This window comes from Asaia krungthepensis NRIC 0535 (assembly GCF_025995175.1).
Classification (GTDB): Bacteria; Pseudomonadota; Alphaproteobacteria; order Acetobacterales; family Acetobacteraceae; genus Asaia; species Asaia krungthepensis.
The window spans coordinates 16,178-31,835 of the sequence record NZ_BAPV01000037.1; the positions used below are offsets into that span (position 1 = coordinate 16,178).

At 53.5% G+C, this 15,658-nt stretch carries 13 protein-coding genes and 3 pseudogenes; 9 read left to right on the forward strand and 7 right to left on the reverse strand.

The genetic code is table 11. The annotated features are described in order from the left end of the window. Positions 1-87 precede the first annotated feature (87 nt). Positions 88-852 carry a formyltransferase family protein gene (locus AA0535_RS11065; protein ID WP_264816217.1) on the reverse strand — a complete coding sequence of 255 codons (765 nt, stop codon included), beginning with the start codon at positions 850-852 and terminating at the stop codon, positions 88-90. Further along, complete coding sequence (locus tag AA0535_RS11070) at positions 853-1,965, reverse strand: radical SAM protein (protein ID WP_264816220.1); 1,113 nt, start codon at positions 1,963-1,965, stop codon at positions 853-855. 390 nt (positions 1,966-2,355) lie between these two features. Here AA0535_RS11070 and AA0535_RS11075 point away from each other — a divergent pair, with 390 nt between their 5' ends. The 3 genes from AA0535_RS11075 (at position 2,356) to AA0535_RS11080 (ending at position 4,139) form a co-directional block, all read left to right on the forward strand. Then, positions 2,356-3,069 (forward strand): hypothetical protein, encoded by a 714-nt coding sequence (locus AA0535_RS11075; protein WP_264816222.1) that lies wholly within the window; start codon positions 2,356-2,358, stop codon positions 3,067-3,069. A gap of 265 nt (positions 3,070-3,334) precedes the next feature. Then, the gene (locus AA0535_RS15810; protein ID WP_373319330.1) at positions 3,335-3,700 is read left to right on the forward strand and encodes a 2OG-Fe(II) oxygenase; all 366 of its coding nucleotides are present in this window, start codon (positions 3,335-3,337) and stop codon (positions 3,698-3,700) included. Beyond that, positions 3,669-4,139 carry a hypothetical protein gene (locus AA0535_RS11080; protein WP_264816224.1) on the forward strand — a complete coding sequence of 157 codons (471 nt, stop codon included), beginning with the start codon at positions 3,669-3,671 and terminating at the stop codon, positions 4,137-4,139. The genes AA0535_RS15810 and AA0535_RS11080 overlap by 32 nt, the downstream gene beginning before the upstream one ends. 185 nt (positions 4,140-4,324) lie before the next feature. On the opposite strand, the pseudogene AA0535_RS11085 reads toward AA0535_RS11080, so the two are convergent. Then, positions 4,325-5,382: pseudogene (locus AA0535_RS11085) on the reverse strand (IS630 family transposase). 124 nt (positions 5,383-5,506) lie between these two features. On the opposite strand from AA0535_RS11085, the gene AA0535_RS11090 reads away from it, so the two are divergent. The 3 genes and pseudogenes from AA0535_RS11090 to tnpC all read left to right on the forward strand — a co-directional run. Continuing rightward, positions 5,507-6,061 (forward strand): transposase, encoded by a 555-nt coding sequence (locus AA0535_RS11090; RefSeq protein ID WP_264816227.1) that lies wholly within the window; start codon positions 5,507-5,509, stop codon positions 6,059-6,061. A gap of 604 nt (positions 6,062-6,665) precedes the next feature. After that, a complete protein-coding gene (locus AA0535_RS11095) occupies positions 6,666-6,833 on the forward strand; it encodes a transposase (RefSeq protein WP_264816284.1) in 168 nt (55 codons plus the stop codon). A gap of 96 nt (positions 6,834-6,929) precedes the next feature. Then, positions 6,930-7,961: pseudogene (gene tnpC / locus AA0535_RS11100) on the forward strand (IS66 family transposase); the annotation flags it as partial. A gap of 41 nt (positions 7,962-8,002) precedes the next feature. On the opposite strand, the pseudogene AA0535_RS11110 reads toward tnpC, so the two are convergent. Next, positions 8,003-8,203, reverse strand: a pseudogene (locus AA0535_RS11110) (IS481 family transposase); the annotation flags it as partial. A gap of 154 nt (positions 8,204-8,357) precedes the next feature. On the opposite strand from AA0535_RS11110, the gene AA0535_RS11115 reads away from it, so the two are divergent. Then, positions 8,358-9,313 (forward strand): IS630 family transposase gene (locus AA0535_RS11115; RefSeq protein WP_373319327.1). Its coding sequence is split into 2 segments (ribosomal slippage): positions 8,358-8,706 and positions 8,706-9,313, totalling 957 coding nucleotides; the frame shifts between segments, so codons are not numbered across the junction. Between the two features lie 738 nt (positions 9,314-10,051). Here the strand turns inward: AA0535_RS11115 and AA0535_RS15815 are convergent. Beyond that, a complete protein-coding gene (locus AA0535_RS15815) occupies positions 10,052-10,753 on the reverse strand; it encodes a winged helix-turn-helix domain-containing protein (protein WP_373319328.1) in 702 nt (233 codons plus the stop codon). 519 nt (positions 10,754-11,272) lie between these two features. On the opposite strand from AA0535_RS15815, the gene AA0535_RS11120 reads away from it, so the two are divergent. Together AA0535_RS11120 and AA0535_RS11125 are read left to right on the forward strand one after the other, a co-directional pair. After that, complete coding sequence (locus AA0535_RS11120) at positions 11,273-12,031, forward strand: IS5 family transposase (protein ID WP_264816230.1); 759 nt, start codon at positions 11,273-11,275, stop codon at positions 12,029-12,031. Positions 12,032-12,412: 381 nt separating this feature from the next. Continuing rightward, the gene (locus tag AA0535_RS11125; protein ID WP_264816232.1) at positions 12,413-13,714 is read left to right on the forward strand and encodes a tyrosine-type recombinase/integrase; all 1,302 of its coding nucleotides are present in this window, start codon (positions 12,413-12,415) and stop codon (positions 13,712-13,714) included. A gap of 21 nt (positions 13,715-13,735) precedes the next feature. Here the strand turns inward: AA0535_RS11125 and AA0535_RS11130 are convergent, their stop codons facing one another. Both AA0535_RS11130 and AA0535_RS11135 read right to left on the reverse strand, forming a co-directional pair. Beyond that, positions 13,736-14,596, reverse strand: a complete 861-nt coding sequence (locus tag AA0535_RS11130) for a ParB/RepB/Spo0J family partition protein (RefSeq protein WP_264816235.1) — start codon at positions 14,594-14,596, stop codon at positions 13,736-13,738. Further along, complete coding sequence (locus AA0535_RS11135; protein WP_264816237.1) at positions 14,596-15,624, reverse strand: AAA family ATPase; 1,029 nt, start codon at positions 15,622-15,624, stop codon at positions 14,596-14,598. Before AA0535_RS11135 ends, AA0535_RS11130 begins: the two co-directional genes overlap by 1 nt. Positions 15,625-15,658: the final 34 nt, after the last annotated feature.

Genomic DNA, 15,658 nt, shown 5'->3' on the forward strand with positions numbered 1-15,658 from the left:
AAACTACCAGCTACAGCTTCTCGGGTCCGCGAAACTGTCCGAACGGATGGGTCCTCCTCTCACGAATCAGATCAAGGTGGATCGCCTTTAGGGGATTAGGCGCTGGGGTTCGAAGACACATTTATATACGACTATCAAACCGTCTCGAAGGGCGATAGAGATGGTGCTCTCGTTCTCGCCGATAATCACGCCGTGGGCAACACTATGATCAAACCGACTGAATAGGAGAAAATCCAAGAAGATTTTTCTCTCACCTATATGCAGATAAGTAGTACCCCTTCCAAATGCACGAGCGTATCTTTCTATTTCTATTCCTGACCATGAAATATCGATGAAGCGGGGTGTTTCGGTGATAGGAGTACTTATTTCGGATTGCGGTGTAGAGAAATTCCAATAATACTCTGGATCTGCGAGAACCTTCTCGAGAAGGTCTGACACCGTTATTAAGCATTTTGCAAGATAGGTGTCTTGCGTTTCATATGCGTCTTTTATGATTTTTTTTTGGATCAGAATGTCGCCTGAGTCGAATAAACTGGTCGCTTTGTGGATTGTGACGCCACCCATAGCGCACGGGTTGTAGAGTAGGTTCGGTATCGGCCATCTCCCCCGCCCTTCGGGAAGAAGGGTAGGATGGATGTTGAGGACTATGATCACTCCCGCATATTCAGGAATCTTATACTTATACCAGAAAGAAATAATGATAATACCTGACGCTAACAAGTTCTCCTGGGATAATATGGTATCAGGCGGAGGAGATGTGGGCGGCACATGCAAGCGCACTCTGCAATCCGATCTGCACAGCACTTCCTCGATGGAGTTGGGAAGCCAGCCGAAATATACGATATCACGCATTCACTGTAGAGCATTCAAGATGTGGGGAATGAACCTCTTGTAGACGCCACAATGTACGGAAGGATTATTATACCTATTTTCCTTATTATACCTTTCCTCCGCCACCCCACCACCACACAGTGAGAATATATCGCAATGAGCACATCTCTCTACGTCTTTAGTAGCCGTGATTCTAGAATGATCCACTAGATAATCATGGATTTCCCAAATGCTTTTTTTTCCATCGACCCTTGTACTAATCCATTCATTAGGTGCAACAGATTTTAAAACATCGGAAAGCCCTATGCCGCCGCTGCTATCCATGGAAATAGCAAAATGCTCGACAGGGTCCGCAATGCTGCCTTCGATCTCCCGAAGAGCGCGCCCCATGATGCGTTGAAAATTTGATACCTTCGCGCGAGTGGCTCTGTTGAAAGTCGACCAAGCGCCGAAAGCGCCGATGAGATAATTAGTGAGACCACGATCACGCTCACTGGTCGACGATCCAGAGAGACCATCTGGCAAAATAAAGGTGACCGTTTTGAATCCCACGCTCACGAGATGATTGTACACGATTGCGCCGTCGAACTCAGCGTTGACAACAGCAATGGCTGAAGGGGGCAGACACCTTCCCTGGCGTGCCGCAAGGATCATTTTCTGCGTTCCGGCCAAGACCTCTTCATAGGTCCCATTCTGCTTCTTATCTACACGGTACATATCATGATAAGCAGCGGGGCCGTCCATCGAGATAGCTACGGCAATATTGTATCTGCCAAATATAGATATCCAAAGATCATTGATCAGAACGGCATTGGTTGTAAGACTGATTTGATACTTCTTTTTTGTGAGCGTGCGGCTCACTAACTCGCATAACTCAGACAGTGGAGCCTCTTTATAAAGGAGAGGTTCCCCGCCGTGAAGAATGACGGTGACCCAATCTAAGTCTTCAGCGGAATTACACAACTCGAGCAAAGACTCCAAATCGTTTAGCGCTTCACCCTTAAGTGTTGCGGGTCTATCTTTCCATGTAGTGTTTTCCATCTTATAGTAATAACAATAGGTACAGTCTATATTGCACCTTTCTGAAATCTTTATACCTATTTCTAAGACCTTCTGTTTCGGAAGAAGAACCATTTTTCGTATCCCCAAAAACAAGAGTGCAGGCTACAAGATTTCGTACCTGCACTCTCTAGGTCAAATCAGAATGGGCAAGACCATCTTCCCCAGACATTCCTCGTTCCTGCTGGCTTGTCGTCGATCAGTTCTTCGATCAAGCGCGCTTTAAGCTTGGATTGCTTAGTTTCTGGTAGGCAGCTCGTGTGAGCCGAGAGCGTTTCTTGTCTAACTGACTGGATGGTAGGTTCGAGGATATTCATTTCGCTACCCCTATGATCAAAATGACGTTACGGCAAAAACTGCCTCATAAACGTTACTTTTTCATAAAAGTTATTGCAATGAGAATCTTGAGAAGTAATTTTAGAGATAAGTGAGATTTTGCGAAGCTCACTGCAAGGGAGGTGAATTGTGCTCGATAATCTGGTAATTGCTGTGAGCAATATGTCGCTATCGGAGGATTTCACAAACGCTCTTCGTGAAATCAGCGAGAGGGGATTCGCCCCATCCGGTCCAGTGCGCACGGCGTTGGCCCAAGAGATTGTAATTAATCCTGCGCTGCGATCTCATAAATTCCGTCGACATGCAGTCGCCGAAAAGGCAAATGCTTGGACGCTGGGCCAGATTGGGTCGTTGCTCAAGCCAGGGGAACTGCGGACTAAAATGCACGATCATGCAGCGGATGAGTATAAGCATTTCCAAATCTTCGAGGCCCTAAGCGAGATAAACGAGTATCCATCGACGCATGACTTCGATTTTCTACTGGAAAAAGAAAAGTCCTTTGTAGCTTCTTTTGATGGCGATATAGTTGGGTTTATTTGCGACACCTTAGCAGCCGAGGTTCGGACTTACTTCTCACTTAGCGCCTATGTAGAGCCGCTGCGCTTTCTAGAAACGCAAGTGCAAAGAAAATATAACAAAGCGTTAACCAAGGTCTTAGACGATGAGGCTCGACATATAAGATATACCGCGCATTATATCGACAAGTGGTTCCGGGACGGACTTGAATTATTGCCCCAATTACAACAATCATTCGAGGTATATAACTCTTCCGATTGGTCTGATGTGAGGGATACAGCCGAATTCATTATCAGTCATAAAGATAGAAATATTGCTTCGGAGTAATATCGATATGGGCACATATTCATATCCAGACTATAATCTTTTGGTGTCAGACGACTTACTGTCGGAATCGGAGAGCGAAACTCTGTTTTACTCCGTTGCAAACTCGGAGGCGAACTTCCATCCTGGGCAATTCACAGATGGCACAGAGCAATTTGTCGATACCGCGCAGCAGTTATCAAGTGTGTACAGAAACGCACCGATCGTGTCTGAGATTTTAGTCCCACAAATAGCGAAGAATACTAAAGCCTATTTTTCGGGATTAAAAATGGAACCTGAAGATTTTTCCAAAATTTGGTACGAGCATAAAATAAATAGCTATGGGGATAAAAGTTTTCTCAAGCCCCATTCTGACTGTAGTGATCACCATATGAACGCGAGACTTATATCAGTTGTGCACCTCGTTGGGCATAGAGTTAGAAAATTCAGTGGAGGAGATTTCATTATCTACTCTCCCATTGCGAAAAAAAAGATAAGTATACCATTCGAATCTGGAATAACCCTTATATTCCCAAGTAAGATACTGCATTCAGTAACGGAAGTTAACATGAAATCTCAAATTTTCGCAGATAGACGAATCTCCGTTACAACTTGGATTAGAAATGACTCTTACTTGGTTAATCCAGCAATGTAAGAGTTGTCGTCAAACAAAGGTGTTAACTGGATCAGATACCAAAAGCCACCCTCACATTTGTGGAGCGGTAATGCGATATAGTAATAATATTATTCCACTTTTCGTTCTGATCACTGTATCTTCATCATTTGCTGATCCAGTACATAATACCCGAAACCACGACAAAAAAAAGTGGATTGATCTAGGTACGGACAAAATTGAAAGCTACCGCGTTACTGGCAAGCGAAACCAGCCACCACTAGGCTACCTAGATACCCCTTCTGTTGAGATTACTCATGGCCCTGACCCAGATGATACATCGGCAGAGCGTAAAGATCCGATCACCGGAACTGACCTCACTAAATTTGGGTCCGCTTATATGGATAGCAATCCAGTGAAGACCGGAAAGCCAGGGGACGCTACTGGAAACGTTGCGTCACGGGACAACTTCTCCCATTGACACTATCGCCTCCAAATACCGGCTTTATAAGGCACAGTTGAAATCTAATTGTTTCTTGTCTGACGGACCGTGTGGCTTAGGCCAGAACCATTAACGTCTGCACGGAACTAGTAAACAGTCAAACGACACGATATTAAATATTTGTTATACTGATGGGCTTTGGTTGTAATACCAACTCCTGTTTGTCAGAATCCATGAGCCCATTGTCGCAGTCCGAGGGACATGATGCGCCTTGGCTGGTTGATGAGTTGGTTCCTTGCATGGCAGCAGATATCGACGATGTCGTCGTATGTGCGAAAGATCCTGTTTGACAGCCAGGTGTTGCGCATGAACTGCCAGACGTTCTCCACTGGATTGAGCTCGGGCGATCGTGGCGGAAGCGGCAGGATGGTGATATTGGGGGGAGCGGAAAGTTTCGGGCTGGTGTGCCACGCGGCCTGATCGACGATGAGGTCGGCATGGGCGCCCGGTGCCACTGCCTGGGAGATTTCGTCGAGATGTCGGTTCATGGCGTGGACGTTGCACCAGGGAAGAACAAGAGCTGCTCCTTTGCCCAGGGCCGAGCAGATCGCGCTGAAAATCCAGACCGAACGGGTGCGCTGATCGGTAGGCATGCGTGGGCGGGTGCCGCGCCTTGCCCAGCGTCGCGTCAGCCTGATCTTCTGGCCGACCCGTGCCTCGTCACCTCACCAGAGCTCAATGACCTTGCCAGGGTGCCGTGCCCGGATTGCGGCCATGACGGCAGGAAAGTCTTTTTAAAAATGTCCTGCGTTTCGGGGGCCTGGGCGTGATGCCGGGGACGTCCAGTCAGAAGGCGGAAATCGAGGCCCCGGATGATCTCACTCAGCCGGCTGCGCGAAAGAGAAACCCCAAATTCCTCGTAAAGCCATTGCCCCAGATCCGCCTGTCGCCAGCGTACCACCCCATGAACGGCGGCGATCGGGCCATCCTCGATCCGGCGCATCAAGGCCTCAAGAATGGGCGGCGTCAGCCGCGGCGCGACACCCCCGCCATGATGATCCCGTACACCCTCTGGACCCTCAGCATTATACCGTACCACCCAATCCCGCACGATCTGCCGGTCCGTCCCAGCCAACCGGGCCGCGTCCCCTCGTGAAGCGCCGTCATAGATCGCCGCTAACGCTAGAAGACGTCTTGCCTGTCCCGCGTGCCTGGTCGCACGAGACAGCGCACGTAGGCCCGCCGCATCATAATCCTCACGCAGCGCCAATGCCCTACCCATTCAAATGCCTCCCAACCAGTGCAGCATCCTGTGAATCACAGCGCGTTCCAAAACGATAGCGTCAGGAAATCACATATGAGGCAGGGCCAGTCAGAATTGGTATTAGTCTCTCAACCCAGTGCGCGTGACGGTCTTTGAGGGCGGTGTTTCGAATATAGTCGAGGAAGCGCAGCAGCGCTGCGATCGTCTGGATGCCATGCTGGTGGAGGCGATGCCCCACTGGTCACTCGCGCCCCTGGTGCAGGCGCTGCAGGCCCTGCGCGGTGTTGGGCTCGTGGTGGCGGCGACCCTGGCCGCAGAAATCGGCGACCTCGGGCGCTTCGATACCCCAAAGGAGCTAATGGGCTGGCTCGGTTTGGTCCCATCCGAGGCGTCCAGCGGCACCCGCACCCGTCGCGGCGCGATCACGAAGACCGGTAACCGTGAGGCGCGGGCGATGCTGGTGGAAGCGGCCTGGTCATATCGTCTGCCAGCTCGCGAAGAGCGGCGCTACCGGGCCCGTATCGAAGGCCTGCCGGAGGATATCAGGGCCATCGCCTGGAAGGCGCAGGTCCGTCTGTGTCAGCGCTATCGGTCGCTGGCCTCGACCGGAAAAGCCCTGCCGAAAGTAATCACGGCGATCGCCCGAGAGCTGGTCGGGTTCATCTGGGACATCGGGCGCCGCATGCAGCCTGCCTGACGCAGAGTCCCGCGTTCGGTCATTGGACCTGACGGGCGTGCCGCGAAGACCAGGCAAGGTGGGTAACCCTCGGCGTACGGTGGGGCAGGCTTCGGCCGACGCCCGTGCTTAGAGAGAGGAAGGCCCACGATGGAAATGGGAAATGCGGTGACCAATCCGCGGATGAGAGCATGATCAATCGTCGTCGAACGGCTCGCGGCACACCCGTCAGGTCTATCATCAGTTTTTGGTCACATCAGACGCCAGGCTGGTGTAGGCTTCCTGCAGCTACATTCCCCAAATGACGGTCATGAGAGCGTATATCTGTGCCCGTTTTATGTATCACCCCCTTTAAGCGTGTTCGGGAGGGCACACTATAGGTGAGCGATCAACGCAGCGTTCGTCCTGGCCCAGCCGCCCGTTCCCCGAAACCGTGCCGCTTGCGTTCGATCCCGCGATCGTTCGGTAATTGCCTTTGTTACAGTTCTCACGAAGGCTCTGTTGCAAAATCTTGGATCAGTAGCCCAAAGGTGACCGGCCGCTCGGTGCCGCCTTCTGAGGTATGTCGCTTGCGGATAGGTTGACGTTGTTATTGGCGTCAATACTGAAGTTGCTCTTGCGGGTGATGACGATGCGGGCGGAGATCCTGGCGGGTGTCGGGCGACGCCGCCGCTGGACGGACGAACAGAAGCTGCAGATTCTGGCGGAGGTCGGGATTGACGGGGCAAGTATGGCCGACGGGGCCCGGCGGCATGACGTCGCGCGGCAGCATCTTTTCCAGTGGTGCATCTGATTCCGTCGACGTCGGCGAGCCGTGCCAGCCCCGTCGGAAGTCTGTTTTTTGCCGGCCGAACCCGTCACGGAGCCACCCCTAGCCGAGCCGTCTCGCCTCGAGACCGCCATGGCAGCGCCGGACCTTTCCGATGATCCCGTGGCCTTACTGGACATCGATGCGATGCCGGAGACGAAACCCCAACGCGGCAAGCTGTGTGTGTCCGACAGCGTATCCCGCGAGCGCATCGTGCTCGACCCCGGAGAAACCGGTGCCGAATGTGGTGGCCAACTCCGCCTGGTGGGCGAGGATGTCGCCGAGATCCTCGAACTGGTCACGGCCCGACTCAAGGTGATCGAAACGGCGCGGCAGATCGGCAAGAAGCGTGGCGTAAAGGAAGGGCGGATCTGGACCTATGTGCGCGATCCGCGACCCTGGGGCGGATCCGATCGACCGGTCATTGCCTACTGGTTCTCGCGCGATCGGCGCGGGATCAACCCGCAGACCCATCTGGCGAAATTCCCCGGCATTTTGCAGGCTGACGTCTATGGCGAGTTCCGGGCGTTTTACTAGCCCGATGCCAGCGGCGTCGCCCGCGTGCGCGAAGCCGCGCTCTGGGCCTATTTGCGGCGGGACTTCCACGATGTCTGGCAGGGCAGCGGCTCGGCCCTGGCCAAAGAAGCACTTGACCGGATCGGGGCGCTCTACGACGTCGAGCGCGCTATCAACGGCAAGTCACCCGAACAACGCCTTGCGATCCGGAACGCCGAGAGCCGATCGCGTGTTGTGGCGTTCCAGGCTTGGTGCGAGAGGCAGCTCGCGCGGATCCCCGCCAAGGGCGTGCTGGCCAGGGCCATTCGCTACGCCCTCAATCGCTGGGCCGTCTTTACGCTGTTCCTCGAGGATGGACGGGTCGCGATCGACAACAACGCCGCCGAACGCGCCGTGCGCCCGGTCTGCATCGGCCTGAAGAACTACCTGTTCACCAGCTCGGACGCCGGCGCCATGACCCTGATCGAAAGCGCCAAGCTCGCTGGTCTGAATCCCCAAGACTATCGCGCCGACATGATCGCTTGCATCAATGAGAACAGGATCAACCGCCTCGACGAACTCCTGCCCTGGAACTGGCAACCGCTCGCTGCCGCTTAGAAGCACGCCGCCTGAACACCGCGGCCCCGAGCGGTCGGTTACGCTTCTTCTTCGATCGACAGCATCGATGAAGATACAGAGCGCGGTCCCGTTGGGCGATCCAAAACGTCCGACCGCTTCCTCCACTTTGCGACCGTCTTCTGATTGATGCCGTAACGCTGGGCCAGAGCCCTCAGGCTCTCTTGACTATGTTGTATCGCTCGACGGATTGCCGCTGTCGTCGTGGCGCTCCCGTGGTGTATCTAGCCCATAATGCCTCCTTCCATTCGAATGAAAAGATTTCACCTTCAAACCCCGGGACCAAACATCTAGAGCGTTTTCTGTCCTGATTGAATCGCTGGGGATTCCTACAATGGTGGTGATCTGATCCAAGATCACGGCCGGGATGGAGGCCGGTTGTGGAGGTCATCACGCACATTGACTCTGGATCTCCGCGAACGTGTTGTCGCGGTCGTTTCGAATGGTTTGTCGCGTCGTCAGGCAGCTGAACGGTTTGGCGTCAGCCCGGCAAGTGCGGTTTTCTGGTGCGCTCTTGCCGCCACGACCGGCAGTCCTGCTGCCAGCCACCGCGGCGGGGATCGTCTGTCTCACCGGATTGAGGCGCAGGCGGAACGTATTCATGCGCTGATCGCACAGAGGGACGATCTGACCCTGTCTGAAATCCGCGCCCGACTGGCCGAGGACGGCCATCACTTCGCAATTGGCACGCTGTGGCGTTTCTCCGCGCTTCATAAGATCACATGGAAAAAAAGACCGTTCACGCGGCGGAGCAGGATCGCGCCGATATCCTGACACGACGACAGGATTGGTTCGATGTCCAGCCCGATCTCGATCCGGAACGGCTGGTCTTCATTGATGAGACCTGGGCTTCCACCAATATGGCGCGCCGTTATGGGCGGTGTCTGCGCGGCCAGAGGCTGCGTTCTGCCGTGCCACATGGTCACTGGAAAACGACGACATTCGTTGCGGGGTTACGGCTGACCGGCATCGTAGCGCTCATAGTGCTGGATGGTCCGATCAATGGCCGCAGCTTCCAGACCTATGTCGATCGCGTGCTGGCACCCGATCTGCGATTAGGCAACATTGTCATCATGGACAATCTCGGCTCTCATAAAGGCCCTGGCGTTCAGGCCGCGATCGAAGCAGCAGGTGCCACCGTGCGCTATCTCCCGCCCTACAGCCCGGACTTCAATCGAATTGAGAAGGCCTTCTCCGAACTCAAAGCCCATCTCCGTAAAGCCGCAGAACGCACTTGCGACGCCCTGTGGGACAGGATCGGCACGCTGATCGATCTGTTCACTCCAGCAGAATGCGCAAACTTCTTCACCACCGCTGGGTATGAGCCAGATTGAAAGGAAAACGCTCTAGGCCGACTTGTGATGATAGATGGTCGCTGCAGCGGTCTGCGCATGAGCAGCTACACTCGTCACGATGGGGCAGAGTATGATCGCTGCGCTCAACAGCAATCAACCTCGTCTCTGAAAATCAATGGCGTCCATTAAAATATCATTGAGGGAACTTGATCGGGCATGACTGCGGTTTCTATCATTTCATTGCAATAGCATTACCGTATTTTGCACAGTGTTCGACCTGACAATGCGCTTATATGTTACACAACAGCAACACGGTCCGCAGCTGACGGCCTCTGTGATATTATCCTGTTACTTCAGCCCATTTTCGAAAACAGTCATCCGCTCTAAACTTTTGGTGCCGATCTGGCGCCTTCGGGGCAGCAAAACGGCACCCCGCTTCAATCGCCGATTCAATCAATCAAACAAACACCTGCCGATTTTCTCGGCGCAAGTAGTCGTATAGTTTCTCGTAAATAACGGACTCTCCGAGATTATTCTTACAATTGCGTGGAATAATGTGTTTATGTAAATAAAGTATATTGTCTTCTTCAGAATCCGTTGATGCATAAGAGCCTGTTCGGAAAGTCCCCTGATGATGGCCCCTGGTAGCTGCACCGAGCAATTGACGGTCACGAAACAGCGGAAATCAGGGCATTTGCGCAAAAGCTAAATGGGCCACCCGACCATTTGTCGGGCTCAGAGGCAGTTTCCAAACAGGCTCTAAGAGATAGTCTAATATCAATCCGTAATCGCAACTAACCTCGCCCCTTTTCTGATAATATACCCAGATCCCCTGACGGACTCTATGATCTGCTCTCTCATTGTACTCCTAAGTTTTGTACGTAGTCGGCCGATCAACACGTTGAGTGAATGGTAATTTGTGTTATTTCCGGTAATATTTTGAGATAGTAGCTCATCTCGGGTTATGCACCGATCGCGATGCCTCACTAGTAAGCTGAGAAGAGTAATCTCAGCAACTGTTAGACCTATACTGTCTCCGCCAGGGCCGTGTATAATCCTCCTCCTATAATCAATAGATAATACTTCATTTGTATCATCTGTAATATCACCAATGTAGGTCCGATCCATGAGACGAAATATGTTCATGCATTTGGCGACAAGATGATTCCGACAGGTCACACTGTCGATGTAATCCAATGCCCCCGCCCTAATGTACTTTGTCGACAATCTCACAGTACAGTTCTTAGAAAGAATTATTACCGGCCACTCGGTTGAGCAAATAAAATCCAATATATTTCTTGTCGAGCCGGGAGTATCGCCATCAATTATCGAGACAACTTTCGTTCCCCCCGAGGCCTGCATTGTCAGATCAGGTAAAAAATGGTTAGCTATGAGAGATATCGAGGACGAACGCATGTTTCTCCGCAACAGATCAATTATTTCGTCACAAACGTTGTATGTGTTTATAACCTTGGGCATTAAAATATTCTTCAGTAACTTGCTTTATTTCGCAATATTCAACGATTATTAAACAAATAATTTATAACTCATACGATTCAAAAATCCTGTCGCAAATACCCGAATATACCCAGATACCGAAAATGGGTAACGATACATCACTTCCGTCCTCCCAGCGCAGGCAGACAAGAACAATGTTCGGAGAGGTCTACATCGAAAGAACCTCTTAGGTAAAAAGTGTGCGACGGACGATGTCTATCGCGTCCATAGAAAGCACGATTGTGCCCAAAAACACCCGGTCCGCTACCTTTGGAAGCGGCGCTGAGGCTTGTGCTCCTTGGTGCAGGACACATTGGTCTAGTTGTGGAAATCCCATACTGGCGCTGTAAGAAGCCTAAAGATAAATCATCATTTTTCGCTGACGGACGAACAGATGGAGAGTCTACGGCCGTTCTCTCCTGAGAGCCATGACAAACTTAAGCTCGGGACCCATTGATTTGAGTGGGCAAATTTGATTCAGGCTCCTTGAGGGGACTGAAGATGAGCGACCTGTATTGGCTGACGGACGAGCAGAGGGCGCGTCTGGAGCCGTCTTTCCCGAGGAGCCATGGCAGACCGCGTGTTGATGACCGGCGTGTACTGAGAAGGATCATCTTCGTGAACCGCAACGGCCTGCGCTGGCGGGATGCTCCGCGAGAGTATGGCTCGCACAAAACGCTCTATAATCGTTGGAAACGTTGGGGCGCCATGGGGATCTTTGCCCGGATGATGGATGGTCTGGCGGCCGGCAGATTGGATCACCAGACGATCATGATGGACGCGGCCTACCTGAAGGCGCACCGCACGGCTTCCAGCCTACAGATAAAAAAAGGGGGCCCAGGCCGCCTGATCGGGCGGACCAAAGGCGGCATGAACACGAAACTGCATGCGGTGACAGACAGGAATGGCCGCCCGATCAGGTTCTTAATGACGGTAGGCCAAATCAGCGATTACACCGGGGCCGCTGCCCTGCTGGACGATTTGCCCGCTGCAAAGTGGCTTCTGGCTGATCGTGGTTATGATGCCGACTGGTTCAGGAACGGGCTGGAGGAAAAAGGGATCAGACCCTGCATTCCAGGCCGGAGATCCCGCACGACGCCCGTGAGCTACGACAAACGCAAATACCGGCGCCGCAATCGTATCGAGATCATGTTCGGCCGGCTCAAAGACTGGAGGCGCGTCGCCACATGCGACAACAGATGCCTGGCCGTCTTTTTCTCAGCCATCTGCCTCGCCGCTACCGTCATGTTCTGGCTTTGAGTCCTGAGCCTGGGTTCGAGGGGGATGTTTATAGAGTTGTCGCGAAAATATACTGGATAACCCATATCCCTCGCCGCAGGGTCGGACTGATGATGGTATCGAGGACTTTTATACGGTGAGCATGTGGCGAAGTGAGTACTACCCTACCTTCCGATACAACCCGTATAGTCGCTACAACGGTGTTCCCGCTGCCAAATGTACATGGTAAGTCGACTGGGAAAGAAGGTTTGACTGGGCGATGCATCGATGATTGATGAGGTAAGGCTGTTTGGGAGCCGATCGGCGGGCCGCCAAGCCGTTTTCGATCGCCTAAATGGCGCAGCGGTTGGTCTCATCGGGGACGCAGAGCTGCGCAACGCGACCGCGATCTTATGCGAGGCAGTGTTCACCCCTCCCCTTCCAGTGATCCTGGCCGGCGGCCAATTGCCGAATGGCGATTTTGCTGCCGACACACCGATTGCGGAGCCGGCTGAAACGAGCGCTCAGGCTCTTGCAGCGCTACAAAGGCTGGTCGGCGCTCTCCCCAAACAGCACAAGCTAACCCTGTGTCTTGAGGTGGAGAGCGGTGTACCTCGCTTCGTTGGGGCGCTGGGGGACGCAGGCGGCGCGAGGCCAGGTAAGGTGCTCGCCGAGTTACCCCCCTGCCCTATTGGCCAACCGCCCGCCGCTGTCTCGGCGTGGTTCTCGCACGTCTCTTCCATCGTCTTGCCTGAGCATGATGGTACCCTGCAGACGGCCCGGGATGCGGCCGAGGTGTTCAACCAGTTAGCTAAGTCAGGCAACACGCTGCGCACTTATCGTTCGGCGGTGCGTGGGTGGTGCCGTTGGGCGAGCGACCACAACCTCCCTGCCCTACCCGCACGCAGTGATGACGTTGCTGCCTATCTCTCTGATATGGCCCTGCGTGCGCGCAAGGTGTCCACGATTGATATCCACCGTGCGGCCCTGCGCTATCTGCATCACTTGGCGCAGATCGCCATTCCTACCAGCCATCCCCTGGTCTCAGGGGCTCTTGCAGGTATTCGGCGCAATGCAATCAATCCGCAGCCAGAGCAGAAAACGGCTCTTACCTGGGAGTCATTGACGGAGGCAGTTGACGCGATACCCGGTCTGGATCCGACCTCTCGCAGAGACCGGGCCATCCTACTTTTGGGTTTTGCCGGAGCGTTTCGCCGTTCCGAGCTGTCAGGGTTGCTTGTGTCCGACCTGACATTTTCCGAGGATGGCTTGATCGTTCGTCTACGGCATTCGAAGGGCGACAAGGCGCGGAAAGGCGAGCTGATCGGCATCCCCTCCGGTATAACCCGTCACTGCCCTATCCTCGCGCTTACCGCCTGGTTCCGTGTTGCGGGTATCAAAGAGGGGCCAGTGTTTCGCAGGGTCTGGCTACCTGCCCAGGTCAATGCCGGCATGCCCTCCCCTGCCCTGCCTAAGATCGGCGAGGACGCGCTTTCCGACCGAGCGATTGCGGACATCATTCGCAAGCGATGCTTCGCAGCCGGTCTGGAAGGTGATTTTTCAGGTCACAGCCTGCGGCGCGGTGCGATCAACACCGGTGCCCAGGATGGATACGACCTGCTCGAGCTCAAGCGTTTCTCGCGGCACAAGAGCCTCCAGGTTGTCGAGACCTATATTGACGAGGCGAATGTGAAAGCACGTAATCCGGGCCGGAGCAGGTTCTGAGCGGCCTGATGCAACGTTGCATCATCCTCGGGATCTCAGAATGGCTTGCAGATCAGAAATCACCTGCTTTAACGTTCCGCAATCAGCTTCACTGAGATTGGCAGTCTCTTTGCGGATCTGGTCTACCAGCTTTGGGAACCTTTCAACCGGGCTGCCCTTTGAGCTAACGGGCTTTTTAGCCTTCTGGTCATCTGCATGCGTCGAATGTGGTGTGTTGAGCGCGGCTACAGTTAAGTCTCCGCTCAATGCCCGATCCATCAAATTTTTTCGACGATCGGGGGCCTTTTCACGAGCGATGCCGACTAGAACGTTCATCGGAACTCCGGCTCGACCTGCATCGTCGAGGAATTCGGCAGGGAGTGATAGTATCTGCAGACAACGACTGATGCGGGCCTGATCCATCCCCATCTCTGTTGCCGCTTGTCGCTGAGTCCACCCATTGTGTTCAATGAGGTTGGCGAGCGCTTGCGCTTCCTCCGCCGGTTGGAGGTCGACACGCAAGAGGTTCTCCACCAGCGCGGCGGAGCGCGCATCGCCCGTGTGCGGGATAGCAAGTATGCTGGTCCAGCCGGCTTCTTGCGCGGCGCGCCAACGTCTTTCCCCTGCGACGATGATCCAGTGCGTTCGATCGCTGGGATCCTCGCGTACGAGTATTGGTTGTAATTGCCCGTATGCCTTCAAGGAAGACGCAAGTTCAGATATTTGACTTGGGTCGATGTGACGTCTTGGTTGATCGGGGTCAGGCGCGACCTCGCCTATTTGTACCTCAAAGCTGTGTTTGAATTTTCCTTCGCCAAGGAATGGTGCGTCTATTTTCGCCATAGTCTCTGCATGATTCCGCGAGAAGATCGATTGCGGTCGTTCCTTGAATGGACGTTTCATTAAACTTCCTCCTCATTGTTAGCAGCCGCAGAAGCGTCTGTTGCGGAAACGAAGTCGCGGCGCCCTGCTATCGCTTCGGCGAGGCGCAGATAGACCCGAACTGCATTTGAGCGAGGACTAACCTCTACTGGTATCCTAGATGCCCATGCCGCATTGCTAAATGACGTGCTAGCTGGCACGGGCTCTAACACCGGCGCCCTCGTTCCCATGACGTTGATCAAGTGCTCTACGATACCGACATCGACGTACTGGCTTTGCGAATACTGTGTTGGAATGATGCCGCCCAATTTTAGGCGAGGATTGCTCCTGCGATGAACTTTCGCGATCGTATCGAGGATAAGGTTCACGCCCATCACATCATAGGGCTCCGTGCGGACGGGAACGAACACGGTATTGGATGCGGCAAGTGCCATCCATGTGAGGAAGCCGAGATGCGGCGGTGAGTCGACAATTATAAACTCATAAGAGTCGGCGACTGTCGCCAAGGCATCTTTTAGCAGCCCTTCTGTTCCAGGTTCGCGACGAATATCCACTTCGGCTAGATCGATATGGCTCGGGCAAAAATCGATAGGGAGATTAATATCTGTCCCTTCAATCGTTCCTTTTTTCACGATGCAGTCGATGAGAGAAGCATCCTTGAGCAAAGCGTGCGCCAAAGTCGCCCCTCGGCGGTAGAGGTCGACAATATGCATGCCTAATAGAGCAGAAGTCGCACTCGCTTGTGGGTCAACATCGACGAGTAGAACGCGATAACCCATTTTACCTAGCGCCACAGCAATATTCAGCGCACTGGTGGTTTTGCCGACCCCACCTTTTTGATTGGCGAAAGTTATAACTGTGGTTTGTCGCTTCTCGTTGTTAGCAAGCTGCCGCATCTCGTCCATGATTTCGGGAGGAATAGGCTGTTTGCCGTTCTCCCAGCGCGAGATGGTATGCCGATCGTAGCTTCGTCCTAGACGGAGGTTCAACGTCTCTTTGAGTTGGCTCTGCGAAAAGCCAAGCTTTTCCCTCATCTCTTTGAACGACATCGACTATGGTCCCCGTTTGGTGACTGTTGACGAT